Consider the following 25,973-nt stretch of genomic DNA (forward strand, 5'->3'; position numbering starts at 1 on the left):
GGTAATATTTAGGTTTATTGATTCGTTATAACGAATCAATAAACTCAACTGTTTTTGCCAAAGTCGGCGTCCTATTCTCTTTGTAAGGTGTATGTTTTGCATCAGGAACAAGATAACTTTCTTTTCTTCCTTTTACATTGTTGATAATTCCATTTACTTGCTCAATCGAACCATATTCATCATCAATTCCTTGAATAACCAAAGTTGGACATTCGATGTTTTGCAATTCTTTTCGAATATCAAAATCAATAAAATCTGGGCGTAACCAAGTTTCTGTCCACATCTCAAAAACTTTCTGCGTTTTATCGCCATGATATTTTGTCAAACGTTCTTTCAAATTAGTTTCTGCATATGCAATTTTTGCATCTCTGATTCCTTGTAAAGAAATTTCTTCTACAATAATGTGCGAACCAACTACAACAATTCCTTTTAAATTTTGATGATATTTCGAAGCATAAAGTAACGCAATCGATCCGCCATCGCTATGTCCAAATAAAATAATGTCTTTGAAGTTGAAATATTGAACCAAATCATTTAGAAAATCTGCTTCATCATGCATGTAAGTCAATTCGCGACGATCAATGGTAAAAGGCGACGATTTTCCATAACCTTTTCTATCGTAGATGAATAAATTACAATTTGTTTTTTCGGCAACTTCTTTTGGGAAATCTCTCCAAAGTTGGGTGCAACCTAAGGAATCGTGTAAAAAAATAAGTGTTGGATTTTCTGGATTTATTTCGTGGTGAACATAATGAATATTGGCGTTGTTGATTTCTAAACTATTTTCTATTTCCATTTTATGTAGTGATTTTTTCGAAAGCTAAAGATAACAAAAATGCCTCGATTTTATTTATTCGAGGCATTTATATCATGATGATTAAAAATTATTATTTAATAAAATCTGTAATAATTTCTAAGGTTTTTGCTTTTGCAGTTTCTAAATCGTCGTTCAATAAAATGATATCAAACTCTTTAGCTTTTTCCATTTCAATTCCTGCTTTATCAATACGTTGTTTCAATTTATCTTCGCTTTCTGTGTTGCGAGAAATTAAACGTTCTTTCAATATTTCCAAAGATGGAGGATTTACAAATACTGTTAAACATTGATCTCCGTACAATTTTTTGATATTCAATGCACCAATAACATCAATATCAAAAATTACAGAATTTCCTTCAGATGTAATGCGATCAACTTCCGATTTTAAAGTTCCGTAAAAATTATCGCGGTAAACTTCTTCGTGCTCTACGAATTCGTCGTTTGCAATTTTTGCCTTAAATTCTTCTGGTGTTAAGAAATAATAGTCTTCTCCGTGAGTTTCACCTTCGCGTTTATCTCTAGTTGTACAAGAAATAGAAAATTTGATATTCTCCAATTGTTCTAAAGCGTAACGAACCAAAGTTGTTTTTCCTGCGCCTGATGGAGCCGAAAAGACGATTAATTTTCCTTTTTTCATTATAAAATGTTTAACGATTGTTCTTTAATTTTTTCTAATTCATCTTTCATCTGAACAACAATTTTTTGCATTTCAGAATGATTTGATTTAGAACCTAATGTATTGATTTCACGACCAATTTCTTGCGAAATAAATCCTAGTTTTTTTCCATTTGATTCAGTTCCAGCTAATTCTTTTAAGAAATATTCGCAATGGTTTTTTAGACGAACTTTTTCTTCTGTGATATCAAATTTCTCCAAATAGAAAATTAATTCTTGTTCGAAACGATTTTGATCAACATCAACTTTTAATTCTTCTAAACGTTTATTGAAACGTTCTTTTATAGTTTCAATTCGTTCTTTTTCAAAAGGGACAACTTGTGTTAAAAGCTCAAGAATGTTATTCAAGTTTAAAGTCAAATATTTCTCTAAAACTTTTCCTTCATCTAATCTAAATTGATTTAATGCGTCGATCGCATCAATAATTGTTGCGCGAATTTGATTCCATTCGTCTTCACTCAAATCGTCTTGCGTGTACGAAATAACGTCTGGAAGGCGCATTACTACAGGCAATAATTCACCATCAGTCACATTTGGTGTGATTGATTTAAATTCTGCCATATAACTTTTGATTAATTCAGCATTTATATTTTGATTTCTTGCAGCAGGATTTAACTCTACTAACATCGAAAAATCAACTTTTCCACGTTGAACTTTTTCTGAAATAAGGTTTCTGATTTCTAATTCTTTTTCACGATAAAAAGAAGGAATTCTCGTGTTTAAATCTAGTGTTTTACTGTTTAAAGAACGGATTTCTATCGTTACTTTTTTCTCAGGTAATTCCAATACGGATTTACCGTAACCTGTCATAGATGCTATCATAATTGTAAAATTATGCGAACAAAATTACAATAAATTAACGTAATGCGAACTGAATTATCATCTTTAATCATTTTAAAGTTTAACATTTTGCTAAAATTTTGATGAACTTAAAACATTTATCTTTAACAAAAAACAAACTAAAAATAACTATGACAAATCAAGAATTGTACAAAGGAATTGCAGAGGATGGATTGAGTTTACCTTCTACAATGGGAATTTTTCCTTCGTCGAAAGATTTTGTATTTTCAAGAGAATCAATTGAAAAAAGTCTAAAATCAACCGATTATTTTCAATTAATCAATTTTGATCTTATCGAGATTGATAAAGACGAAAATGGAGCTGTAAAGCAAGAATATCAACTTGTAGTGTCTTATTTGGAGGAAGAATTTGATGTGAATTTGTATGTTGTGGATGCGAGAAGTAACGATTATTCTGAATTTGGTTTTGGAAATATGATTTCGGACGAAGAAATGGAAATTGCAACGCAACAAGATTTTTATTTGGAATCTGTGATGTATTTTGGAAATGATGCATTGGATAGTTTTCATTTGCAATTAAAAATTATGCAAGCAATTGTTGAAAACCCGTCTATTGTTGTCGATTTTATGCCTTATCGTTTGCTTTCTGGTAAATGGGCTAAAGTGACAGCAGAGTCAGAAATTCCGCCTGCGCCTTCGTATTTATATGTGATTCATGGCGTTTATGATGAGGATGAAAATGGCGATCGCGTGTATTGGATGCATACGCATGGTTTGCATCGTTGCGGTTCTGTGGAGTTGGAGATGTTGAACATCAAAGATGGAGTAGAGCAGATGAATTCGGCTTTGGATATGATTGTAAATGCGTTTATCAAACCAGATTTTCGTTCGCCAGAAAATGAAGAATTTAATATTGGTTATGATGGTTTGGATATTACATTTTGTTGGAAACGTTGGGAAGATGTGGTGAAAGATTATCCTGCTAAAATTCCTGGAGGTTACAATGAACGTCAGCCAGAAAACGAAAATTATGAACCTTGTGGCGTTTTGTTAGCGGTGCAAGAAGGACATACATTGACACCAGAAGTTTATGCGGCGACAATTGCAGATAATCCGATTTTCTTTATCAGCGATCAGGAAACGGAACGAATGTCAGCCTTGGCTTATCAACGTTTTGAATTGTATAAAAAAGCATTTAACACATATTTTAATCCAGAAGCAGATGAAGAAAATTATTATCGATTTTTAATTAAATTAGGATTTGATGTCGATCATGAAATGAATAAGGAACACATTTGGTTTGATGTGTACGGAATCAATGAGAACAACGAAATTTTTGGCGTTTGTTTGAATCGTCCTTATGCTGTAGAAGGTTTGAATGAAGGAGATGAAGGTCTTTATCCGCAAGAAATGATTACCGATTGGTTAATTTACACGCCGACAAACACCATCACTCCTGATAATATTTACACTATTGATTAATCAAAGCACCATTTTTCCATACATTTGTTGGTTGTAATTGTCCTTGATAATAGATAATATTACGATAATCGAAGGTAGAGAAGCTGATAAAATCGGCTTTTTTACCTTTTTCTATTGTTCCACGATCAGCTAAATTTAAAGCCTTTGCAGCACGAAAAGTAATTGCAGCTAAAACTTCTGCCATTGATAATTTCTCAAAAGTAGCCAAAACAGAAGCTTGTGTAAGAAGATTTCCCATTGGAGCTGAGCCAGGATTCCAATCCGAAGCAATCGAAACGCAACAACCAGCATCTAACAATTTTCGAGCAGGTGCATATTGCATTCCCAAACCGATAGAAGCGCCAGGTAAAACAGTTGCAACAACATCAGAATTGGCAAGTTTTTTCACTTCTTCTTCTCCTGAAAATTCTAAATGATCTGCACTCAAAGCATCGAATTTTGTAGCTAAATAACTTCCTCCAGCTGTAAATTGATCAGCGTGAATCGTAATATCAAAACCTTGATTTTTTGCTTCGTTTAAGAAATAATCGCCTTCCTCAACAGAGAAAGCAGATTGTTCCACAAAAATATCGATACGATTTGCTAAATCATCAGATTTTAATTTAGGAAAAACTTCTTTCACCAAAAGTTCTAAATATTCTTTGTTCGAACCTTCAAAATCTTTTGGTTTCATATGCGCACCTAAAAAAGTAGGAATCAAATCAATCTCACTTTCTTGATTCGCCATATTTATCGCTTCTAACATTTTAATTTCACCCTCAACAGAGAGAGCATAACCAGATTTTACTTCAGCAGTTGTGATTCCTTGTTTAGCTAATTGGGCAATATGTTTTAGCGTAATATCTTTCAGTTCGTCAACTGTTTTCTTACGTGTTTCTGTCACAGTAGACCAAATTCCACCACCACTTTGGGCAATTTCTAAATATGTTTTTCCGTCCAAACGCATTGCAAAATCTTTGGCGCGATTTCCTCCAAAACAAACGTGTGTATGCGAATCTACAAATCCAGGAAGAAGAATTTGTTCTGTTTCTATTCGGTCAATTTCGATGGTTGGATGTTGTTGAGAAAGCGTTTCGAAATTTCCAATTTCTACAATTGTTTCATCATCAATAATAATTCCCCCATCTTCGAGAATTTCGACTTGGTTTTCGTGAATTACTCCTTTTAAAGGTAAATTGGCAAGTGTTATAATTTGTCTGAAAGGACCGATTAATTTCATTTTTGTTGTTTTATAACACAAGTTTACGAAATTTAAGGGAGAATTTGTAGATAAGCTGAACTTGTTATCAAATAAGATATGATTCTAAAATGAGTTTGCAATGACTTAATTTTTATCGTAAGTCAGTCGATAAAATAGCGTAGACATAATTATCTGCCCAACCAGATTTTAGAGGAAGAAGCTTTCTGGTATGTGCTTCTCGAATCATTCCAACTTTTTCAAGAACTTTGTAAGAACCAATATTTTCAATTGCGCATCCAGCTTCGATTCTATGAAGATTTAACGTATTGAATCCAAAAGAAATAATTTCTCTTAAAGCTTCCGTTGCAATTCCTTTGTTCCAAAAATCTGGATGAAGTTTAAACCAAACTTCTGCATTCTTGTATTTAGCCCTACCTAAATTTAAAGAAATTAATCCATCAAATTGATTGTCATTTTCGATAACAAAAGTATAAGCTTGTGGTTGTTCTCCTTGATTAGATTTTACTAAATCTTTTACATGAAGAATTGTAACCTCTATATTTTCTGGAATTCCTACGTGTTGTATTAATCAACTTCTTCGATAGAATATAATTGATGAATTGTTTCAGTATCATCAAGTGTGACTGGTCTCAAAGTTAAACGTTCAGTTTTAAGAATTACATTTATATAAATTACTTTTTCTTCAAATAAGTTGGGTCGTTGGGATATTTAATTACCTTGAGTAATGTAATAATTGTAAAAATAACGAAGATTAATATCACGATTGCGCTAAGAATGATGCGGTTATTTTGTTCGTTGTTGAACCCAAGGTAAAGCTCGAAAGCTGCCCAAACAATTATTAAAATTTGTGGTAAAAGTGCGCCGAAAATATTTTTTGTCATTTTATTCTTCTATTGAGTTATAAAAATAAGAAAAATAAAAAACCTGCTTATTAAAAGCAGGTTAAAAATATTATTGAGTGACTAATTTTGTTTCATTAAGAATTGGTTCTCTTTTTAGAATATTTGTTGCTACTTCTACAGTTTCTTCTTTTTCTTCGAAAATTGGTGCTTCTTGCATAAATGCAATTGCTGGAGCTTCTTCTATTTTTGGTGGCGTGTTATCAAATTTGTAATTAAATCCAATTCCAAGTGTTTGTTTAATCTGTGTTTTTTTGATTTGATCTTCATCATACAATAGGTTGACACTTACTTGTGCCGAAACAAACTTGTTCACTTTCATATCCAAAATTCCTTGATAAGCAACGTCCATATTTCCGAAATTTTTCAGGTAATCTGCATAGATTCCGACACGGTTATCATAAGAAATTCCTTCCATAATTTGTAGTTTATATCGCGCACCTAAATATGCACCGAATTCAAATAAAGTATTGTCTCCATCATTTTTAAGTCCAAAATTTCCTTTTTTCTGTAAATCTTTGTCTAAGACAAAGGTCATTCTTGGTGTAAATGGGTGAATATTAATTTGAAAATTTTCGCTTGGTTTGTAATCAATACCCAATCCTAAACTTAAATAACCTGGAGCCATCAAGGCTGAAATCTTCGTTTTTGGATCTCTTGAATAATCAAAACCATCTGTAAATTGTGTGCGAAAATTCATAGAGGAAGCTAAATACCAATGATTTCCGATGCTGTAACCATAAGAAGAAGTTAAGTCGATAACATCATTTGTTTTGCGAGAACTTTCGCCTTTGTTAGTCTGGATTCCGTATCCTAAAACAACACGATTATCCCAAATATGTTTCTCTTTTGTCAAGTTAAATTCGTAATCTAAACTTCCGTTCAGCGCAAACGAATTTACACCTCCCGCAACCCAATTACTGAATGCACTTTGAGAAAATAAAAGTGAATTATTTCCCGAAACGAACCATCCTGGTTGACGGCCATCAAATTTTTGATCTTTTAAATAACGCTTGCTATCAGTAGCTACTTTACCATCTTTTACTGTTTGCGCAAAAGTTGTAGCACTTCCTAAAATTGCTAATACAAATAAAAATTTTTTCATGTAGATTTGATTGATTTATATTAACTTACTCCAAAAATATGGATTCTGATTTAATATATGTTGATTTTTCGTCAATTGTATTTTTATCAAAAACTTGATCATAGTTTTGTTTATCCAGTTTTATTCTAGGTAATTTGACTGGGGAAATGCCAGATGTATCGAAATATGGGAGAATTTCCTTCTTTCTACGTTTCTTCTTATCTTTTTTCTTAGTACTGTCTATTTTATATGTTAAGCCAATTCCGAGGGCTTGTTTAAATTGTGTTTGAGTAACTTGATCTTCATCATAAATCAAATTGATGGTTAATTGTGTGGACATAAAATTATTAATTTTCATGTCTAATAATCCAGCATATACAATATCGAGGTTATAAAATTTGTTCGAATAATTAGAGAAAATTCCAATATTATTATCGTAAGTTACGTTATCAAAAAGTTTCATTTTGTATCGACCACCTAAATATGCTCCAACTTCAAAAAGAAACGTATCTCCATCGTTTCGTAAACCATAAGTTCCTTTCTTTTGCAAATCTTTGTCTGCTACAATTGTTGTTCTTGATGTTAAAGGTTGAAAACTGACAGAAAAATTAGAATTTGGCGTATAATTCGCACCGACCCCAATTGTTACATATGCAGGCGCAAATAAGTTTGATAGTTTTGTTTTTGGAGTTGTTCCGTAATTGTAACCTGTAGAAAACTGTGAACGAATATTAAGTGATGAGGTTAGGTACCACTTTTCTTTTATCAAATATCCATAAGAAGTTGTGATATTTAGATTGTCAGCAGTTTTACGCGTTCCATTGGTTTTATTGTCTAAAAAACCATATTCAAAAATAAAACGATTGTCCCAAAAGTGTTTCTTTTTTCGGAAATTAAATTCGTAATCAGCTTTAGCATTTAGTGAAACCGAATTTTCACCACCTGCCATCCAATTGGAAAAGGTATTTTGATTAACGGTTAAAGTATTTGCACCATAAATTTCCCAACCCGATTTTCGTCCTGTAGTATCCACTTTGGATTTCAGATATTTTCGACCATCAATAATTAGATTTCCACTAGTATCTAAAAATTGAGCCGAACTAAAAAGTGATAGGACTAAAAATATAATTGAGAAAATTAGTCTCATTTTAAAAAAAATATCTTTGTTTAAAATTGAAAAATTCCAAACAAAGATATCTAATTTATTTTGTAAGGCTAAAAACCTTTCTTAATTATTTTGCCAACCTTTCAACCATTTCACTAATGTATCCACCCAATCTTGACGATCATTCAAACAAGGGATGTATGTAAATTGCTTACCACCAGCTTTTAAGAATTCTTCTTGTCCTTCCATCGAAATTTCTTCCAAAGTCTCCAAACAATCCGAAACAAAGGCAGGGGTGCAAACCGCTAAATTCTTAACGCCTTGTGCAGGAAATTCTTCTAACATGTGGTCTGTATAAGGTTTAATCCAAGGGTCACGACCTAAACGAGACTGAAAAGAAGTGGTATATTTATCTTCTGGTAATTGCAAGTATTCGGTTACCAAACGTGTTGTTTCAAAACATTGATTACGATAAGTTTCAATAGGTAATTTGCTCGCTTTTGCAGCACGAAGTGCTTTATTATCGTGACGTTCGGGAATTCCGTGATAAGAAAACAATAATTTATCAAAATTCTCAGGTAATTTTTCTTTGATAGAATCTCCTAAAACCTTGATATAATCTGGATGATTGTAAAAAGCTTTCAAGAAATTAATCTTAGTGTCTTTGTAACTTTTTTTCTGAATTTCAAGCACTTTATCCGCAACAGTTTCTGTAGAAGACATTGTGTATTGAGGGTATAAAGGAACAACCAAAATGTCGCGAACACCTTTGTCATAAAGCTCTTGTAAACCAGCTTCTATCGAAGGGTTTTTGTAACGCATTGCCAAAACAACTGGAATATCCATTTGTTTTTGTATCATATCTCTCAAAATTTTAGAGTAAACAATTAAAGGAGAACCTTCTTTTGTCCAAATTTTTCGGTAAGCTTCAGCAGATTTTTCGGGTCTTTTTGGTAAAATAAATAATTCAACAATAGTTTTACGAATAATCCAAGGAGAATCCAAAACTTTCTTATCCATTAAAAATTCGCGTAAATAAGTTCTTACGTCTTCAACATTGGTAGAATCGGGCGAACCTAAATTCACTAATAATATTCCTTTGCTCATAATTCTTTTTATCTAAAAAAATATTGCGTTCTTTGTAGTTGTAAAAGTACGGAGGATAATTTAATTTGTCCTTCGTAATATCATCATTATAATTTATATCATCATTTTATGTCAGATTTATTAAATCCTGATAAAGAATTTTATCCAGATGACGATCTAAATCACGAAAATACTGTTCGTCCGCAAAGTTTTGATGATTTTGCTGGACAAGCGCATATTCTAGAGAATTTAGAAGTTTTCGTAAAAGCGTCTAAACTTCGTGGCGAAGCATTAGATCACGTTTTGTTGCACGGACCTCCAGGTTTGGGAAAAACGACATTAGCAAATATTATTGCGAATGAATTAGGTGTAGGAATCAAAATTACATCTGGACCAGTTCTCGATAAACCGAGTGATTTAGCTGGTTTATTGACGAATTTGGAAGAAAATGATGTGCTTTTTATTGATGAAATCCATCGTATGTCTCCCGTTATCGAAGAATATTTGTATTCGGCAATGGAAGATTTTAAGATTGATATTATGATCGAATCTGGACCAAATGCACGTTCGGTTCAAATTGGTTTGAATCCTTTTACATTAATTGGTGCAACAACGCGTTCTGGTTTATTAACTGCGCCGCTTCGTGCTCGTTTTGGAATTAATTTCCGTTTCGAATATTATAATGTTGAATTATTAAGTACGATTGTTGAGCGATCTTCTCGTATTTTAGACACACCAATTGACGAAAGAGCGGCGATAGAAATTGCAGGTCGTAGTCGTGGAACTCCTCGTATAGCAAATGCTTTATTGAGAAGGACTCGAGATTTTGCACAAATTAAAGGAAATGGAAAAATTGATTTATCAATTGCTGAATTTTCTTTAAAAGCTCTAAAAGTTGATGATAATGGTTTAGATGAAATGGATAACAGAATTTTATCAACAATTATTGAAAAATTTAAAGGTGGACCAGTCGGAATTACAACTTTAGCAACAGCAGTTGGAGAAAATGGTGGAACATTAGAAGAAGTTTATGAACCGTATCTCATTCAAGAAGGTTATTTGATGCGTACTGCTCGTGGACGTGTGGCAACAGAAAAAGCTTTCAAACATATTGGTGTAAAATATCGTGGAGAAAATTCACCTCAAACCGATTTGTTTGATTTGTAATTTTGTTCTAAGTCATTCTGAGCTTGTCGAAGAATCTTAACGATTTTCTTACTCTAATAAATCGAAAATGGCTCACACGACATATTATTCTTGCGTTAGGAGGAATCTAAGATTCTTCATTTCACTCACGTTTCATTCAGAATGATAAAATTTAATCTCGTCGATATAATAATTATAAATTCATAATTACGAATTAACTAATGCTCCTTCAAACAGAAGAACATATCAAAATAAAATGGTCCCATCGAATCAAAGAAAAAGCTGAAGCATTGGGATTTATTTCGTGTGGTATTGCCAAAGCAGATTTTTTGGAAGAGGAAGCTCCACGTTTAGAGTCTTGGTTAAAGAATAATTATCATGGAGAAATGCAGTATATGGAAAATCATTTCGATATGCGACTGGATCCTCGAATTTTGGTCGAAGGAGCAAAATCTGTGATTTCGTTGGCGTATAATTATTACCAAGATTTAGATCGAAATCCTAATTCTTACAAAGTTGCGATGTATGCGCAAGGCGAAGATTATCATTTTGTCGTGAAGGAAAAAGTGCGCGAGTTGTTAGATTTTATTCAAGAAGAAATAGGGGAGGTGAGCGGAAGAGCTTTTACCGATTCAGCACCAATTCTGGAACATGCATGGGCGAAAAAAGCTGGAATTGGTTGGGTTGGAAAAAATTCGTTGACGTTATCTAAACAAAAAGGTTCGTTTTTCTTTTTATCCGAATTAATTATTGATTTGGATCTAGCTTATGATTCTCCAATTGAAACTGATCATTGTGGAAAGTGTACGCGTTGCATTGATGCTTGCCCAACTGAGGCGATTTTACCCAATAAAACAGTGAATGGAAGTCAATGTATTTCGTATTTTACAATTGAATTGAAAGATCAAATTCCGACCGAAATGAAAGGGAAATTTGACGATTGGATTTTTGGTTGTGATGTTTGCCAAGAAGTTTGTCCGTGGAATCGTTTTTCGTTGCCCATGAAAGAAACTCGTTTTGTTGGTCATGACAAAATTAATCAATTCTCGAAGAAAGATTGGGAAGAAATAACGGAAGTTGTTTTTCGAGAAATTTTTAAGAAATCGCCCGTAAAACGTACAAAATTTGATGGTTTAAAAAGAAATATCGATTTTGTAAAATCACTATAATTCGTGAAAATTTTTGGTTTAGATTTTGTTAGCTTTACTTCAAGAAAATCGAATCATAAAAATGAAAAAAAGTTTATTCATTCTTACTACTTTTTTAAGCTATTTTGCGCAAGCTCAATTTGGGATTGTCCAAGATAAAGATGGTTTTGCAAATGTGAGAGATGAAAAAAGTACTTCGTCTAAAATAGTTGCTAAAGTCAATTCAAATTCTATCTATCCAATTGATTCTGATGAAGAAAATTCGAAATGGTATTTGGTCGAATATCAACTTGAAAAAGCTGGTTATGTTTACCATGATCGAATCAAAAAATTAGAAGATTTTGAAATGATTTCTCCAACTTCGGCAAATGATTCTAAAATAGAATTTTCAGTTGCTGATTATATTATTCAGCTCGAAACGCAAGCATTTAATTCAAAAAAGCATAAAATTTTCAAGGAAGGTGATTTTGTTTATGCGATTGATGAAAAAGATTTTCTTGGTTCGGACGGAATGATTCCTCAAACAGAATTCAAATCGTTTAAAATATCATTCAAAGGAAAAGATATTATCATTCCAAAAGAATATTTTACCAATTTGTATAACGCGAATTTATCCGCTACAAAACTTACTTACAATAAAGAGTTAAATCAATATTATTTGTTTGGGACATATAGCGATGGAGCTGGAGTTTATGATGCGCTTTGGGTGTTGGATAATGGGAAAATTGTAAAACATATTGCTCAAATTAATGCTTATGCTTAGTCGTTTTTTTTCAATTTTAGGATGCTTTTTGCTATTTACTTCGATAATGTTTGCTCAAAAAGTAACGACTTCCAAATTTGGAGATATTTCGTACGAAATGACACAAAAACAAGTTGCAGCTTTAACGCCAAATAAATTAGCTCTTTATGATGTAAATAATCCTGAAATGCCTGAACAGGACATTGAGTTGAATGGAATTAAATATCATATTTCGTATTATAGAAATTTGAAAACGAAACAATTCGAAGTCTATATGGTTTCGTCTGTTAGCGCTCAACTTTCGACTTTATCAGGAATAAAAATTGGAAGTTCGTTGGATGATTTATGGAAAGCGTACAAAAAATATGATATTTCGGTGCAAGATATTTTTGAAGATGACGAAACAAAATCGGTCAGAGCTTTTGCAATAAATGATCTTGATAATGGATGTACATTAGATTTTTATTTAAAAAATAATAAAGTCGTAAAAATGGTTTTGTCAAATGAATCGGGTTTTTTAAATAACAATATTTATGAAAACTAAAATAGCTTTAGTAGGATTTTTCTTACTTTCAATAGTTGGATTTGGTCAGATTTCTACAACACGAATGAATGAGTTGAAAATTGGAATGCGTCCGTCCGAAGTATTAAAATTGTTAGGTAAAAAACCTGCTGCAATTGTTGATGAAGGAGAAACGAAAATAACTTTAAAAGGAATTGATTACACAATCGAAATAAGAAGTGGTTATTTGAGCAAAACAGAAAATGACACCTATTTAAGTTCTATTTCGACAACAAGTAAAAACATTAAAACCTTATCTGGAATTGGTATTGGCAGTACGTTGGAGGATTTATGGAAAGCTTATTCGTCGAAATACAATGTGTTGTTGGATAAATCGAATAATAATTACAGAGAATTTAGAATTGACGATAGAGAAAATGGTGTAATATTGACTTTTTCTTTGAAAAATGAAATTGTAACAACAATAGGATTGAGTTCTTATAATCCAGAAGAATGTACACTTTAAAATAATGAATAAAACCTAAATACATAAAAATGAAAAAAATGTTTTTTATAGCTGCATTTATAGCTGGAATAGCTTTGCAAGCGCAAGTTTCTACAACTCGTATTAATGACGTAAAACTTGGAATGAAATTGTCTGAATTAGAAAAATTAACTGGACAAAAATTCAAAATAAAATTGAATGAATATGGTTATCCTGATGGTGATGTAACAATTGTCTCTAAAGGAGTAACATATAAAGTTGGATTGACAACAAATGGTGAGGAGACAGCAGGTTCTTCTACTTTAACTGTATATAGTGTAAAGTCTTCGGATTCTAGTCTTAAAACATTATCTGGAATTAAAATTGGCTCATCTTTGGATGAGTTAATTAATAAATATAAAAATCTGAATATTTCTATTTTCGATGGTTATGATGATAAAACGGATAAAAGAACAAAAGCTTTTCGTTATTTTAATGTTGAAGATTATGATAATGGATCGATTCTACAATTTTATTTAGTGAATGATAAAGTAGTTTCTTTCGATGTAATGTATAATGAAGGTTGTTAAAATGAATAAACAAAAAATTCCAACTCTTAGAGTTGGAATTTTTTGTTTAAAATTATTTCTTAATCACTTTTTTCGTGATGATGTTTCCATCTTTTAGGTGAATAGATAAAATATACATTCCAGCTGGATAATTTTTCAAATTAACTTCCGAACCTAATTCAATTCCAAGTAAACGACCGTTAAAATCATATAAATTCACATAATCAAAATTCTTAGCATTAATCTTTACTTTGTCTGTTGTTGGATTAGGAAAAACTTCTACAAGCGTTTGTTGATAATTGTAATCGTTCGCAGATAATTCAGTCCAAGTATTTTCGGCTTTATCTCCTCCCCAAATCAACGTTGCTAAATACGGATTATCAATAAATGGATTTCGACTTCCTTGCGTTTCGGCAATAATTTCGTTTCGGACTTTCTCAAATTCAGATACTTTATCCTCCACATTCCATTTCAAAAACATATCAGGCATTCTATCTTCTTTGTTTGTCGTGGTATTGTTGTACGCAACCAATTGTGGATCGGTTTCCATACCATAATGTACATACATATACATAATAATTCGTGCTACATCTCCCGTCCATTCATCACCAGGATAAAAACCTCCATTGATTAATTTGGCTTGTCCTGTCACATCTTGTGCCCATTTTTCACGATAAGCATTGTTACTTCTAGTCGAATTAATTTGTCTGTCAACTGCGCGTAAATTATGCGCATCTGTTCCAGTTCCAGGACGATCAGTATCAAGTTTAGGAACTGCTAAAGATTTTGGGAAAACATGTTCGCGTTCCCATTTTCCGATTGTAGTTCCACTTGAAGAGTTGTTTTTGTTGTTTATATCACGCGTGCGCTGTTCTGCATAAACAGTAGAATTATCTGTGAAACCATAAATCAATAAAACGCGATCTTTTGAATCTAAATCCAAGTCAGATTTATCTAAAATATTCCAAACTCCAGGCGTATAGCTAACTGCATGATGCGTAGCATTGATTAAATCGTGTAATTCTTCCTTTATCGTTTTTCCATTTTGTTTAAAATCAATCCCTTCATAATAATCGGGTTGTTGCGCAAAAGCGGCAAAAGGAAATAAAATAAGTAAAAATTTTTGCATAACTATTTATAAATATTTAGCAAAAATAAGTATTTATAAGTAGTTAATAAATGATATTAAGATTAACAATTCTTAAATTTTTTACTGAAATTGTTTGATGTATTGTTTAGGCGTTAAACCATATTTCTTCTTAAATGCTGATATAAAATGAGATGGGTTTTCATAACCAATTTCAAAAGAAATATCTTTTACCATTTGTTGATTTTCTTCTAATTTATGCAAGGCATATTCCAGTTTTTTATCCAACAAATAACCATAAACAGTTGTCCCATAAAGTTCTTTGAAACCTTCTTTCAGATGGTATTCCGATATCGAAAATTTTTCGCAAAGTTGTTTGATGGTTGGCGGATTTTTAAAATCAGCTAATAAATAATCTTTTATTTCTTTAATTCGTTTTCCTTCATTTTCATCATTCAAGAAAGGACAATGTTCGGTTTGACTTTCAATTTCAGAAAAATAAAGGGTGAATAATTCGTACATTTTTCCAATCAAAAATAAATTTTGAAATTGCGGAGAAAGTTTCATTTGTTCAATTTGATTCAAAACTAATTTTATTGAAGGTCCAATTTCTCGTTCAATATAAAATTTTTCTTGCGTCATACTCGAAATCAAATTATTCTGAATTTGATATTCTGCAAACAATTGATGTAATTTCTGAATAGACAAAACCACAATATAAACCTTGCTTTCGGCATTTATATTCAACGATAATGGAATGTCCAATGTCGGATAATAGAACAAAAAGCTTTTTCCTTCGTTCAAATTGATTTTATAAATACCATTATTAAAATTAAATGTCAGCGAACCTTTTGTACAAAAATAGAATTGTATATAACGCTTGTCAATTCCTTTCAGAATCGTGTCTGTAGAAGCTGTAAAGTTGTCTATTTGAGCGATAAATACGTCTGTTGACAATTTATACTCGTTAATTTTACTTTTATGGGTATTTTTTAAATCCATTTTGAATAATGAGGTTTGTCATATAAAAAACGTGATAATTGTCAACTTCGCTCTTTATAATGGTTTACATACAAATATAAACCTTTAATTTATAATTATTCTAAAAAAGCAAACTTTAATTTTTAGCGTTATTTTTTCTTTTTAAAGTTATTTTTCGAAGACTTTTGAAACTACTTTTGTATCAGTATTTGAAGAAATGGCAATTAGAGGTAATAAAACGGAAGAAAATTTTTACGTAATCGGAATCAGTTATGAAAAAGCTGACGCCATTACACGTGGTAAATTTACATTTTTCCCAGAGCAAGTTGAAACGTTTACGCAAGATTCTAAAACGAATGGTTTAGAAAACTTTTTTATTGTATCAACTTGTAATCGTACTGAATTTTATGGTTTTGCAGAAAACGAAGATCAAATCGTTGAGCAATATTGTAAATACACAGAAGGTAATGCAGATGAATTCCGTCAATTTATGATGGTAAAAGAAGGAGAAGAAGCGATTACACATTTATTCCGTGTTTCGTCGGGATTAGAAAGTCAGATTTTAGGTGATTTTGATATCATCGGACAAATCAAAATTTGGTTTTCTCGTTTCAAAAAACAAGGTGCATCAAATGCTTTTTTAGAGCGTTTGGTAAATACTGCGATTCAAATTAGTAAAAAAGTAAAGAATGAAACTTTCTTAAGTAACGGTTCTGCTTCGGTTGCATATTCTGCGGTTAATTTTATTCAAGCAACGCAAGGAAACTTGGTCGACAAAAATATTTTGTTGTATGGAATTGGTAAAATTGGTCGTAATACGTGTGCTAATTTGGTCAAACATTATCCAAATACAAACATTACGTTAATCAATCGTACAAAAGAAAAGGCAGAAATTCTTGGACTGAAATACGATATTACCGTAAAAGATCACAGCGAATTAAAAGAAGAATTACAAAAAACAGATATTCTAATTGTTGCAACGGGAGCAAGTAATTACACGATTACAGAAGAAATGATTCCGTTCGATAAGGAAATGACGATTATTGATATGTCAGTTCCAGAAAATGTAATTCATACATTGGCTGCTCGCGAATCTATTCAATTGGTAAATGTAGATGGATTATCTAAAATGGTAGACGATACAATTGCGCAACGTCGCAATGCAATTCCAGAAGCATTGGCAATTATAGAGGAGCATTCTACAGAGTTTTACGAATGGTTAGAAACCAGAGAATTGGTTCCAGCTATTCAATCTTTCAAAGATAGATTAGACTTTTTTCAGAGTTTTGCTTTAAATAACTTGAAAAAAGACAATGTAAATATCGACGAAAATGAAACGATTTTAACTGAAAAAGTAATTCAGAAAATTACAAATCAGTTTGCTTCTTATTTGATCGAAAATAAAGAAAACGCAGACGAAACAATTCAGTTAATCGAAAAAATGTTTCATTTAAAACAAGCTTAATACAATCATGAAAACAATAAAAATTGGTACACGTCAAAGTCCGTTAGCGCTTTGGCAAGCCAATAAAGTTGCTTCTATTCTTGAGGCAAAAGGTCATCCAACAGAAATCGTTCCGATTACTTCTGAAGGCGATGCAAATCTAAAACAACCCATTTATTCATTAGGTTTAACAGGTGTTTTTACGCGTTCATTGGACATTGCTTTGTTGAATGATCAAGTAGATATTGCGGTTCATTCGTTGAAAGATGTGCCAACTGTTTTACCAGAAAAATTAGAGTTGATTGCATATCCAGAACGCGCAAGTTCTGCGGATATTTTGGTGTACAAATCGGAAGATATTTTCGAGAAAAAACATCGTGTTATCGCTACTGGATCTTTGCGTCGTAAAGCATTTTGGAATCATAAATATCCAAATGATACGATTGTAGATTTACGTGGAAATGTGCAATTACGTCTGAAAAAGTTGCAAGATAATGCAGATTGGGACGGAGCTGTTTTTGCTTTTGCAGGTTTGGATCGTTCAGAAATTTTAGATGAATTGGCAGAAAAAGGTCTTCATTATAAAGTGATTGATTGGATGATTGCTGCACCATCACAAGGAATTTTAGGAATTGTAGCCAAAGAAGGTTTGGATTTGAGTGATATTAATAATCCTCAATGTGAACTTTTTGCAACGGTAGAACGTCAATTTTTGAATGTTTTAGAAGGTGGTTGTACAGCGCCAATTGGAGCATTAGTTGAGAAAATTGATGAAGAAAATTACTCCTTCAAAGGAGCAATTTTAACCATTGATGGACAAGAAATGATTTCAATCGAAAGACAATTCAAAGCAGATGAATATTTGACGAAAGGTCGCGAATTTGCTGAAGAATGTATTGCACAAGGTGCAGCAAAAATGATTGAACAAATAAAAAAAGAAATCGGAACGAAATAGTGCGAACGAAGGTTTTATTCACGAAGTTAATTTCTTCTGAATTGCTTGAAAAAGAATTTGGAACTGATGTTGAGGTGGTTTGTAAACCAACTTTACAAATCGATTTGACTTCGAAAAATGAAATTTATGCACAGATTGATGAATCCGTTCATCAGTTTATCGTGACGAGTCAAAATACTGTAAATGCCATTCAAGATTTGGAATTGAATGGTCATTTTTTTGTTGTTGGAAAAAAAACGGCAGAAAAACTAAAAGCGCAAAACAGAGATGTTGTGTTGGTTGAAGATTATGCAGAAGATTTAGCTTCGAAATTAATTTCAGGAAATTATTCTCCGAAATGGAATTTCTTATGTGGTTCTTCCCGTCGAGATTTGTTGGTGAATGAATTATCAAAAGCAAATCACGAAGTCAATCAAATTATAACATATCAATCAGGGCAAATTGTTTATCAATTAAATGAAACATTTGATGTGTATGCTTTTTTTAGTCCGTTGTCATTCAAAGCGTTTCATCAACAAAATGAAATTTCAGAAAGTTCGCGTATTTTTACAATCGGAAATACAACAACTTCTGCGATAGAAGAAGTTTATCCAAATCATGAAATTATAACTGCGCAAACACCATTGGTGGAAGTAGTTATTGAAAATATAAAAAAATACATCAATGATAAAAAATGATTTGCTTTTAAAAGCATTGAGAGGTGAGGATGTAGAGCGTCCGCCAGTGTGGATGATGCGTCAAGCAGGACGTTATTTACCAGAGTTTATCGAATTGAGAGATAAATATGATTTCTTTACACGTTGTCAAACGCCAGAGTTAGCGGCTGAAATTACAGTTCAACCAATTCGTCGTTTTCCGTTAGATGCAGCAATTATCTTTTCAGATATTTTGGTTGTGCCACAAGCAATGGGAATGAATTTCGAGATGAAACCTGGTGTTGGTCCTTGGTTAGAGAATCCTATTCGTACAGCTCAAGATGTAGAAAAAGTTTATATTCCTGATGTTGAAGAAGAGTTAGGATACGTTTATGCAGCGATGGATATTACAAAGAAAGAGTTGGACAATAAAATTCCGTTGATTGGTTTTGCAGGTTCGCCTTGGACATTGTTGTGTTATGCAGTGGAAGGTCGTGGTTCTAAATCTTTTGATCAAGCGAAAGGTTTTTGTTTCCAAAATCCAGTTGCAGCACACCAATTATTAGAAAAAATTACACAAACAACGATTCAATATTTGTTGAAAAAAGTGGAACATGGTGCAAATGTGATTCAGATTTTTGATTCTTGGGGTGGAATGTTATCGCCAAAAGATTATGATGAATTTTCTTGGAAATACATCGAGCAAATTGTAAACGAAGTTTCTAAAGTAGTTCCTGTAACTGTTTTTGCAAAAGGTTGTTGGTTTGCTTTAGAGAAAATGGCCGATTCTAAAGCATCTGCTTTGGGTGTTGATTGGACGATTACGCCACAATTAGCGCGCGAGTTTACAGGTTTCAAAAAGACGTTACAAGGTAACTTTGATCCTTCTCGTTTGTTATCTCCGCCAGAAACTATTCAGCAAATGGTAAAAGAAATGATTGACGATTTTGGTCCGTATAAATATATTGCCAATTTAGGTCACGGAATTTTACCAAATATTCCAGTAGAAAATGCACAAGCTTTTATAGAAGCTGTTGTAAATTATAAGAGAGATTAAGAAACTCGATATAATATGAAAACCTTCCGTGATGGAAGGTTTTTTTATTTTATGGTCTTTTTTGCTTCGGTCCAATAATTGATTTGATTAAAAATAAATAATGAAATAGTAATCATATCAGATACAATTTCTACTTTTTCTTGATGTGAATAATTTTCGAAATTACCTATCTCTACACGAAATTTTACATTTTCAATATTAGGAAAGGTTTTTATTCTTTCTAAATGTTCGTTACTAAAATGAATAAAGCCACAGTATTTTTTGTATAAAATTTTTATTTCTGGAAATTTTTTTGAAATTTGTTCAACTAAATAAGCATCATTGAAATTCTTTTTTAAAATGCTATCGCGGAATTTTCTGATTTCTTTTCCGTCTAATATATAATCAATATAACTATCGTCTTTAGCAACTAGGATAGAATTATATCTAATTAGATTATCCATTTGTATTCTAATTAGATGAGTTGCAGAGTAAAAATTATTTTCTTGAAATAATAATCTAAAACCTTCATTAATTGACATAGCTCTATTTAAAATACTAAGAGCAATAAAATCAACTTTCATAGCTTTATATTTAAAAATTTCTTTAGCCAAATTTTTATAATCTTCAGTTAATAAATATAATTTATCAACTAGATCATTTAATTCTTCTTTATTAATTTCAATATCCATGAATCAAATATACAAACAAATTACCTTTATTGATTTAGATGATAATCTCCATTTTAACAGAAAATTAAAAGAAATCAATTTTATATTCGATAGTTTTAGTATATTTTAGTAGAAATATTAATATCATAAGTAAACTACATAAAAGAATAAGATGAAAAAGGGTATATTTTTGATGTCAGTTTTGGGTGTTCTTTTCTTTGTTCAGTCATGCGAAACGAAGAAAGAAAATGCTGACTCAACAACTAAAGAAGTTGTAAAACAAGATACAGTGCAAGCTGTTGCAGAGCCTGTTGGAAATCCTACAGATGTTAAAGCTGACCCAGGAACTTTCCAAATTAAACCTTTGAAATATGGTTACGATGAATTGAACGAATACATTGATGCAAAAACAATGGAAGTTCATTTCTCTAAACATTATTTAGGATACATCAACAAATTGAATACAGCGCTAAAAGAAGCAAATATCAAATCGAATGATATTGTAGATATTTTGAAAAAAATGGATATGAATAATGCTGCTTTACGCAACAATGCTGGTGGATATTACAATCACATGCTATATTTTGATATTATGTCTCCAACGCCACAGAAAGCCCCTACAGGAGATCTTAAAGCGAAGATTGAAGCAACATTTGGTTCTACAGAAGAATTAATCAAACAATTGGACGAAGCGGGTTCTAAACGTTTTGGTTCTGGTTGGGCTTGGTTGGTTGTGAAAGCGGACGGAAGTTTGGCGGTTACAAGTACAGCAAATCAAGATAATCCATTGATGCCAGGAGCAGAGATCGCAGGAACGCCAATTTTAGGAATTGATGTTTGGGAACATGCTTACTATTTAAAATACCAAAACAAACGCGATGATTATTTGAAAGCGTTTAACAATGTTTTGGATTGGAAACAAGTTGAAGAAAATTATAAGAAAGCAAAATAGTCTTTCTAATTACAAACAAAAAAGCTTCTCAAATTTTGAGAAGCTTTTTTGTTTTATATATGAATAATCTTAATTCTTAATCAAGGATTGTGTTTCTGTTGTTCCATCTTCATTAAAAACGCGAACAATGTATTTTCCTTTTTTCAAACTTTGTACGTTAAAGTTTGCTTTTTGGCTTCCGTCTAATTTTTTATTCATCACTTCATTTCCAATAATCGAATATATCGACACCGAACTTGCCTTTGATGGATTGTCAAATTTTATTGTAAACGTAGAACTCGCAGGATTTGGATAAATACTAACAGAGCCTTTGTCCTGATCAAATCTCGACTGAGCTGATACAGATGTTATGGTGAATAAAAATATAGTTATAAATAGTATAAAGTGTTTCATATGCTTGTAATCCTAACAAATATAAAAATAAATAATTATAAAACAAACATTTCAAAATATATACCAAACAAAAAAGTGATGCTAAATTTTAGCATCACTTTAAGATATATAATAAAAATTATAAACTTATTATAAGCTGTAACGGATAAATCCAGTTACTTTCAAGTCAGCGTTAACAGCTTTAACTACATCTTGAACAGAAGTTTTTCCGTCTTTGATTGACGCTTGGTGAACTAATGTATTCTCTTTGAAGAATTTTTGTAATTTACCTTGAGCGATGTTTTCAATCATGTTTTCTGGTTTACCTTCTGCAACTAAAGTTTCTCTAGCGATAGATAATTCAGTGTCAATTACAGATTGAGCAACAGAAGTTTCATCTAATGCTACTGGGTTCATAGCAGCAACTTGCATAGCAACGTCACGAGCTACTTCAGAAGCACCTTCTACGTTAGCAGATAAAGAAACTACAGCACCAATTTTGTTACCAGCGTGGATGTAAGAATTAACGATAGCACCTTCGATAGCTTGGAAAGTACCAATTTCGATTTTTTCTCCAATAACACCTGTTTGCTCAGTTAATTTTTCACCAACTGTAATTCCAGCGAATGGTAAAGCTAATAATTCTTCTTTAGAGTTAACTGTTAAAGCTAAATCAGCGATTTCGTTAGCCATAGCAACGAAAGCTTCATTTTTAGCAACGAAGTCAGTCTCACAGTTCAAAGCGATAACGATACCTTTAGTTTGGTCAGCGTTAACTTTAGCGATAACTGCACCTTCTGTAGAATCACGGTCAGCTCTTTTAGCAGCTACTTTTTGTCCTTGTTTACGTAAAACCTCTACTGCTTTATCGAAATCTCCACCAGCTTCTTCTAAAGCTTTTTTAGAGTCCATCATTCCCGCACCAGTTGCGTTTCTTAATTTACTTACCTCAGCGGCTGTTGCTTTGTAGCTCATAGTAATATTTTTATTTTGTTTCTTAATATTTTAAATAAAAGTAGCTCGTACACCACAAAGTGGTGTAGGAGCTACAAGGTATATTATATCGATGAATTGATCATCAAGTTAATGTTAAGCTTCTTTTGTTTCAGCTCCTTCTTCTTTACCTTCTTTTGCTTTTTCTTTTTCTGCTTTACGTGTAGATAAACCAGCTTTGATAGAATCAGCTACTGTAGATAAGATGATATCGATAGATTTAGAAGCATCATCATTTGCAGGGATTGGGAAATCTACTTGACGGGGGTCAGTATTTGTATCAACCATTGCAAAGATTGGAATACCCAATTTTTGAGCTTCTGCTATAGCGATGTGCTCACGTACAATATCTACAACAAATACTGCAGATGGTAAACGTGTCATATCAGCGATAGAACCTAAGTTTTTCTCTAAAGATGCTCTTTGACGATCAACTTGTAATCTTTCTTTTTTAGATAGTGTTTCAAACGTACCGTCTTTTTTCATACGATCGATTGAATTCATTTTTTTAACTGCTTTACGGATAGTAACAAAGTTAGTTAACATCCCACCAGGCCAACGTTCTGTAATATAAGGCATGTTGATTTCTTCAGCATGCTTAGCTACAACATCTTTTGCTTGTTTTTTAGTTGCAACAAAAAGAACTTTACGTCCAGATGCAGCAATTTTTCCTAAAGCTTCAGATGCTTCATCTAATTTCACTGCAGTTTTGTGAAGGTCGATGATGTGGATTCCGTTTTTCTCCATAAAAATATAAGGAGCCATAGCCGGATTCCATTTTCTTGTTAAGTGACCAAAGTGCACACCAGCACCTAATAAGTCCTTTACATTTACTTTTGCCATTTTCTTTTTTTTAGTTTACGTTCCGTTATCTCAACAAGCAACAAACAAGTGGTCGAAAAATTCTAGCCTTATTTGTTTAGATGCTAAACCAACGGAAAATGGATTTTTTAATGAATTGAATAAATTAACGTTTAGAGAATTGGAATTTCTTACGCGCTTTCTTTTGACCGAATTTTTTACGTTCAACCATACGTGGGTCACGTGTTAATAACCCTTCTGGTTTTAATTGTAAACGAAAATCTGCGTCAACTTCACATAAAGCTCTAGAAATTGCTAAACGAATTGCTTCAGCTTGACCAGTGATTCCACCACCAAATACTTTGATATCTACATTGTATTTCTCTTTTGTACCAGTGATTAAAAATGGTTGTTCTACTTTGTATTGTAATACTGCCGTAGGGAAGTAGATTGCTAACTCGCGCCCGTTAATGAAGATTTCTCCATTACCTTCTTGTAAGTATACACGAGCAACAGATGTTTTTCTACGTCCGATTTTATGAACTATTGCCATGGAATTAGATTATAAATATTCGTTAATATCGATTTGTTTTGGTTGTTGAGCTTCGTGATTGTGCTCAGTACCAACAAATACATGTAAATTAGTCAATAATTTACTACCTAATTTATTTTTAGGTAACATTCCTTTTACTGACTTTTCGATTAAGCGTACAGGATCTTTTGCAAAAACTTCTTTCGCAGTTAAAGATCTTTGTCCACCTGGGTAACCTGTGTGACGGATGTATAATTTGTCATCCCATTTGTTACCTGTTAATTGAATTTTGTCAGCGTTTAAAACAATTACATAATCTCCACAATCTGCATGAGGAGTGAAGTTTGTTTTGTGCTTACCTCTGATAAGCTTCGCAACACCTGACGCTAAACGACCTAATGATAAGTCAGAAGCGTCCACAACTACCCATTCTTTCTGAGCAGTTTCTTTGTTGGCTGATGAAGTTTTGTAACTTAACGTGTCCACTATCTTGATTTTTAATATTTTATAAATTACCGACAATCCGATCGGGGTGCAAATGTACAAAATGATTCTGTTTTCCCAAAAGATTTTAGGAATTATTCGTCATTTTGATGGATTTGTACCATTTAGATGGTTGTCAAAACGTTTGCAAAATTACGTTAATTAATTGAATATCCAATATTTTTTTCGAATTAGACGTTCTATTTAATCGATTGATTGTATGAAAAAGAATTCGTTTTATTGTTTAATCAATTAAGTATGATGCTAAACAAAATTTAAAAACCGTGCAATTCAAAATTTAAATTGTACGGTTTTTTTTAATTGTAAGATATCTTATTTTAATCTCTTGAGAAAGGTAAAATAGTTTGAGTTGTAGAACCTAAACCTTCAATTCCATATTCGATAACATCTCCTGGTTTTAGCCAAACTTGAGGTGTTTTTCCCATTCCTGATCCTGCAGGTGAACCTGTAGAAATAATATCTCCAGGTAAGAAAGACATAAATTGAGATAGGTAAGAAATTAATTTAGGAATGCGGTAAATAAAATCACTTGTATTACCATCTTGCATTAATTCTCCGTTTAATTTTAACCAAACACGTAAATTATTTACATCCTCGATTTCGTCTTTTGTTGCAATAAAAGGTCCAACAGGTGCAAATGTATCACATCCTTTTCCTTTGTCCCAAGTTCCTCCACGTTCTGTTTGGAAAGCACGCTCAGAAATATCATTAATTAAGGCATAACCATATACGTGATTCATTGCCTCTTCTTCCGTTACATTATTTGCTTTTTCACCAATAATAATACAAAGTTCTGTTTCCCAGTCCATTTTTGTAGAACCATTTGGTTGCATAATTCCGTCTTCTGGTCCGTTAAACGATTGATTAGCTTTGATAAACATAATCGGTTCTGCTTGTTGTTGTAAACCTGTTTCTTTTACGTGATCATCAAAGTTAAGACCTACACAAACAATTTTTCCTGGGCGAGTTAAAGGTGTACCAATACGTACATCATCTTCAACTAATGGCAAGCTGTTAATGTTAAGCTCGATATATTTTTGTAAAGTTTCTTGTTTTTCTGTATTTCCAAAAAAATCATCATCATAAATAATTCCTGATGCTGAAACATCGAATTTTTTCTCATCGATGATTACACCTGATTTCTCCTGACCTTTTGGTCCGAATCTAAAAATTTTCATCTTCTTTATATTTTTTCCGCCACAAATATACGACGTATTGTTTTTTGATTAAATAAATAAAAAAAGACATCTGTCATTAACAGATGTCTTAT

General features: G+C 32.2%; 28 protein-coding genes and 1 pseudogene. 12 read left to right on the forward strand and 17 right to left on the reverse strand.

Annotation, left to right across the window (positions count from 1 at the left end; translation table 11 throughout):
• Positions 1-25: 25 nt before the first annotated feature.
• The 3 genes from B3I31_RS04165 to B3I31_RS04175 form a co-directional block, all read right to left on the reverse strand.
• Complete coding sequence (locus tag B3I31_RS04165) at positions 26-796, reverse strand: alpha/beta fold hydrolase (protein WP_221854348.1); 771 nt, start codon at positions 794-796, stop codon at positions 26-28.
• A gap of 91 nt (positions 797-887) precedes the next feature.
• Positions 888-1,454, reverse strand: a complete 567-nt coding sequence (gene gmk, locus B3I31_RS04170) for a guanylate kinase (RefSeq protein ID WP_221854349.1) — start codon at positions 1,452-1,454, stop codon at positions 888-890.
• Positions 1,454-2,314: a YicC/YloC family endoribonuclease gene (locus tag B3I31_RS04175; protein ID WP_236688172.1), complete on the reverse strand. Its 861-nt coding sequence runs from the start codon at positions 2,312-2,314 to the stop codon at positions 1,454-1,456. Before B3I31_RS04175 ends, gmk begins: the two co-directional genes overlap by 1 nt.
• Before the next feature lie 149 nt (positions 2,315-2,463).
• Here B3I31_RS04175 and B3I31_RS04180 point away from each other — a divergent pair, with 149 nt between their 5' ends.
• Positions 2,464-3,774 carry a DUF4026 domain-containing protein gene (locus B3I31_RS04180; protein ID WP_219033615.1) on the forward strand — a complete coding sequence of 437 codons (1,311 nt, stop codon included), beginning with the start codon at positions 2,464-2,466 and terminating at the stop codon, positions 3,772-3,774.
• Here the strand turns inward: B3I31_RS04180 and hutI are convergent.
• The 5 genes and pseudogenes from hutI to hemH form a co-directional block, all read right to left on the reverse strand.
• Positions 3,764-4,993 carry an imidazolonepropionase gene (hutI, locus tag B3I31_RS04185; RefSeq protein ID WP_291087646.1) on the reverse strand — a complete coding sequence of 410 codons (1,230 nt, stop codon included), beginning with the start codon at positions 4,991-4,993 and terminating at the stop codon, positions 3,764-3,766. The two genes, B3I31_RS04180 and hutI, sit on opposite strands and share 11 nt — an antisense overlap.
• A gap of 211 nt (positions 4,994-5,204) precedes the next feature.
• A pseudogene (locus B3I31_RS14545) lies at positions 5,205-5,540 on the reverse strand (GNAT family N-acetyltransferase); the annotation flags it as partial.
• Between the two features lie 386 nt (positions 5,541-5,926).
• Complete coding sequence (locus B3I31_RS04195; protein ID WP_286494669.1) at positions 5,927-6,979, reverse strand: DUF3078 domain-containing protein; 1,053 nt, start codon at positions 6,977-6,979, stop codon at positions 5,927-5,929.
• A gap of 25 nt (positions 6,980-7,004) precedes the next feature.
• Positions 7,005-8,105, reverse strand: a complete 1,101-nt coding sequence (locus tag B3I31_RS04200) for a DUF3078 domain-containing protein (protein ID WP_286494668.1) — start codon at positions 8,103-8,105, stop codon at positions 7,005-7,007.
• Between the two features lie 81 nt (positions 8,106-8,186).
• Complete coding sequence (gene hemH, locus B3I31_RS04205) at positions 8,187-9,170, reverse strand: ferrochelatase (protein WP_286494667.1); 984 nt, start codon at positions 9,168-9,170, stop codon at positions 8,187-8,189.
• Positions 9,171-9,278: 108 nt separating this feature from the next.
• Between hemH and ruvB the strand changes: the two genes are divergently transcribed.
• From ruvB to B3I31_RS04235, 6 genes are all read left to right on the forward strand, one after another.
• Entirely contained in the window at positions 9,279-10,316 is a 1,038-nt protein-coding gene (gene ruvB, locus B3I31_RS04210; protein WP_038332085.1) for a Holliday junction branch migration DNA helicase RuvB, read from the forward strand.
• 200 nt (positions 10,317-10,516) lie between these two features.
• Positions 10,517-11,464: a tRNA epoxyqueuosine(34) reductase QueG gene (gene queG, locus B3I31_RS04215; protein ID WP_291087648.1), complete on the forward strand. Its 948-nt coding sequence runs from the start codon at positions 10,517-10,519 to the stop codon at positions 11,462-11,464.
• A 61-nt stretch (positions 11,465-11,525) separates the two neighbouring features.
• Positions 11,526-12,206: an SH3 domain-containing protein gene (locus B3I31_RS04220; protein WP_280063065.1), complete on the forward strand. Its 681-nt coding sequence runs from the start codon at positions 11,526-11,528 to the stop codon at positions 12,204-12,206.
• Between the two features lie 46 nt (positions 12,207-12,252).
• A complete protein-coding gene (locus B3I31_RS04225; RefSeq protein WP_115001438.1) occupies positions 12,253-12,729 on the forward strand; it encodes a hypothetical protein in 477 nt (158 codons plus the stop codon).
• Entirely contained in the window at positions 12,719-13,213 is a 495-nt protein-coding gene (locus tag B3I31_RS04230; protein ID WP_115001436.1) for a hypothetical protein, read from the forward strand. The genes B3I31_RS04225 and B3I31_RS04230 overlap by 11 nt, the downstream gene beginning before the upstream one ends.
• Positions 13,214-13,242: 29 nt before the next feature.
• Positions 13,243-13,761 carry a hypothetical protein gene (locus B3I31_RS04235; protein WP_291087651.1) on the forward strand — a complete coding sequence of 173 codons (519 nt, stop codon included), beginning with the start codon at positions 13,243-13,245 and terminating at the stop codon, positions 13,759-13,761.
• 52 nt (positions 13,762-13,813) lie between these two features.
• Here B3I31_RS04235 and B3I31_RS04240 read toward each other — a convergent pair whose 3' ends face one another.
• The gene (locus tag B3I31_RS04240; protein WP_125348766.1) at positions 13,814-14,869 is read right to left on the reverse strand and encodes an endonuclease; all 1,056 of its coding nucleotides are present in this window, start codon (positions 14,867-14,869) and stop codon (positions 13,814-13,816) included.
• 81 nt (positions 14,870-14,950) lie between these two features.
• A complete protein-coding gene (locus tag B3I31_RS04245; RefSeq protein ID WP_291058926.1) occupies positions 14,951-15,829 on the reverse strand; it encodes a helix-turn-helix domain-containing protein in 879 nt (292 codons plus the stop codon).
• Positions 15,830-16,025: 196 nt separating this feature from the next.
• On the opposite strand from B3I31_RS04245, the gene hemA reads away from it, so the two are divergent.
• The 4 genes from hemA to hemE are packed head-to-tail and all read left to right on the forward strand — an operon-like array spanning position 16,026 to position 19,899.
• A complete protein-coding gene (gene hemA / locus B3I31_RS04250; protein WP_219033603.1) occupies positions 16,026-17,273 on the forward strand; it encodes a glutamyl-tRNA reductase in 1,248 nt (415 codons plus the stop codon).
• Between the two features lie 7 nt (positions 17,274-17,280).
• On the forward strand, positions 17,281-18,207 hold the full coding sequence (gene hemC, locus B3I31_RS04255; protein ID WP_221854357.1) for a hydroxymethylbilane synthase: 927 nt from the start codon (positions 17,281-17,283) through the stop codon (positions 18,205-18,207).
• Positions 18,207-18,884: a uroporphyrinogen-III synthase gene (locus B3I31_RS04260; RefSeq protein WP_181816324.1), complete on the forward strand. Its 678-nt coding sequence runs from the start codon at positions 18,207-18,209 to the stop codon at positions 18,882-18,884. Before hemC ends, B3I31_RS04260 begins: the two co-directional genes overlap by 1 nt.
• Positions 18,871-19,899 (forward strand): uroporphyrinogen decarboxylase, encoded by a 1,029-nt coding sequence (gene hemE / locus B3I31_RS04265; RefSeq protein WP_291058928.1) that lies wholly within the window; start codon positions 18,871-18,873, stop codon positions 19,897-19,899. The genes B3I31_RS04260 and hemE overlap by 14 nt, the downstream gene beginning before the upstream one ends.
• 44 nt (positions 19,900-19,943) lie before the next feature.
• On the opposite strand, the gene B3I31_RS04270 is transcribed toward hemE, so the two are convergent.
• Positions 19,944-20,570: a hypothetical protein gene (locus tag B3I31_RS04270; RefSeq protein WP_286494663.1), complete on the reverse strand. Its 627-nt coding sequence runs from the start codon at positions 20,568-20,570 to the stop codon at positions 19,944-19,946.
• Between the two features lie 151 nt (positions 20,571-20,721).
• Between B3I31_RS04270 and B3I31_RS04275 the strand changes: the two genes are divergently transcribed.
• Positions 20,722-21,501, forward strand: a complete 780-nt coding sequence (locus B3I31_RS04275) for a superoxide dismutase (protein WP_286494662.1) — start codon at positions 20,722-20,724, stop codon at positions 21,499-21,501.
• Positions 21,502-21,570: 69 nt separating this feature from the next.
• Here B3I31_RS04275 and B3I31_RS04280 read toward each other — a convergent pair whose 3' ends face one another.
• The 6 genes from B3I31_RS04280 to B3I31_RS04305 all read right to left on the reverse strand — a co-directional run bounded on the left by B3I31_RS04280 (position 21,571) and on the right by B3I31_RS04305 (position 25,881).
• On the reverse strand, positions 21,571-21,894 hold the full coding sequence (locus B3I31_RS04280) for a T9SS type A sorting domain-containing protein (RefSeq protein ID WP_291058930.1): 324 nt from the start codon (positions 21,892-21,894) through the stop codon (positions 21,571-21,573).
• Positions 21,895-22,023: 129 nt separating this feature from the next.
• A complete protein-coding gene (gene tsf, locus B3I31_RS04285; RefSeq protein ID WP_038334478.1) occupies positions 22,024-22,848 on the reverse strand; it encodes a translation elongation factor Ts in 825 nt (274 codons plus the stop codon).
• Between the two features lie 114 nt (positions 22,849-22,962).
• A complete protein-coding gene (rpsB, locus tag B3I31_RS04290) occupies positions 22,963-23,709 on the reverse strand; it encodes a 30S ribosomal protein S2 (RefSeq protein WP_115001416.1) in 747 nt (248 codons plus the stop codon).
• Between the two features lie 124 nt (positions 23,710-23,833).
• On the reverse strand, positions 23,834-24,220 hold the full coding sequence (gene rpsI, locus B3I31_RS04295; RefSeq protein ID WP_038334481.1) for a 30S ribosomal protein S9: 387 nt from the start codon (positions 24,218-24,220) through the stop codon (positions 23,834-23,836).
• Between the two features lie 9 nt (positions 24,221-24,229).
• Positions 24,230-24,685: a 50S ribosomal protein L13 gene (gene rplM / locus B3I31_RS04300; RefSeq protein ID WP_038334665.1), complete on the reverse strand. Its 456-nt coding sequence runs from the start codon at positions 24,683-24,685 to the stop codon at positions 24,230-24,232.
• Between the two features lie 335 nt (positions 24,686-25,020).
• A complete protein-coding gene (locus B3I31_RS04305; RefSeq protein ID WP_280038018.1) occupies positions 25,021-25,881 on the reverse strand; it encodes a fumarylacetoacetate hydrolase family protein in 861 nt (286 codons plus the stop codon).
• Positions 25,882-25,973 lie beyond the last annotated feature (92 nt).

It is taken from the genome of Empedobacter sp. UBA3475 (assembly GCF_002378465.1).
GTDB lineage: Bacteria > Bacteroidota > Bacteroidia > Flavobacteriales > Weeksellaceae > Empedobacter > Empedobacter falsenii_B.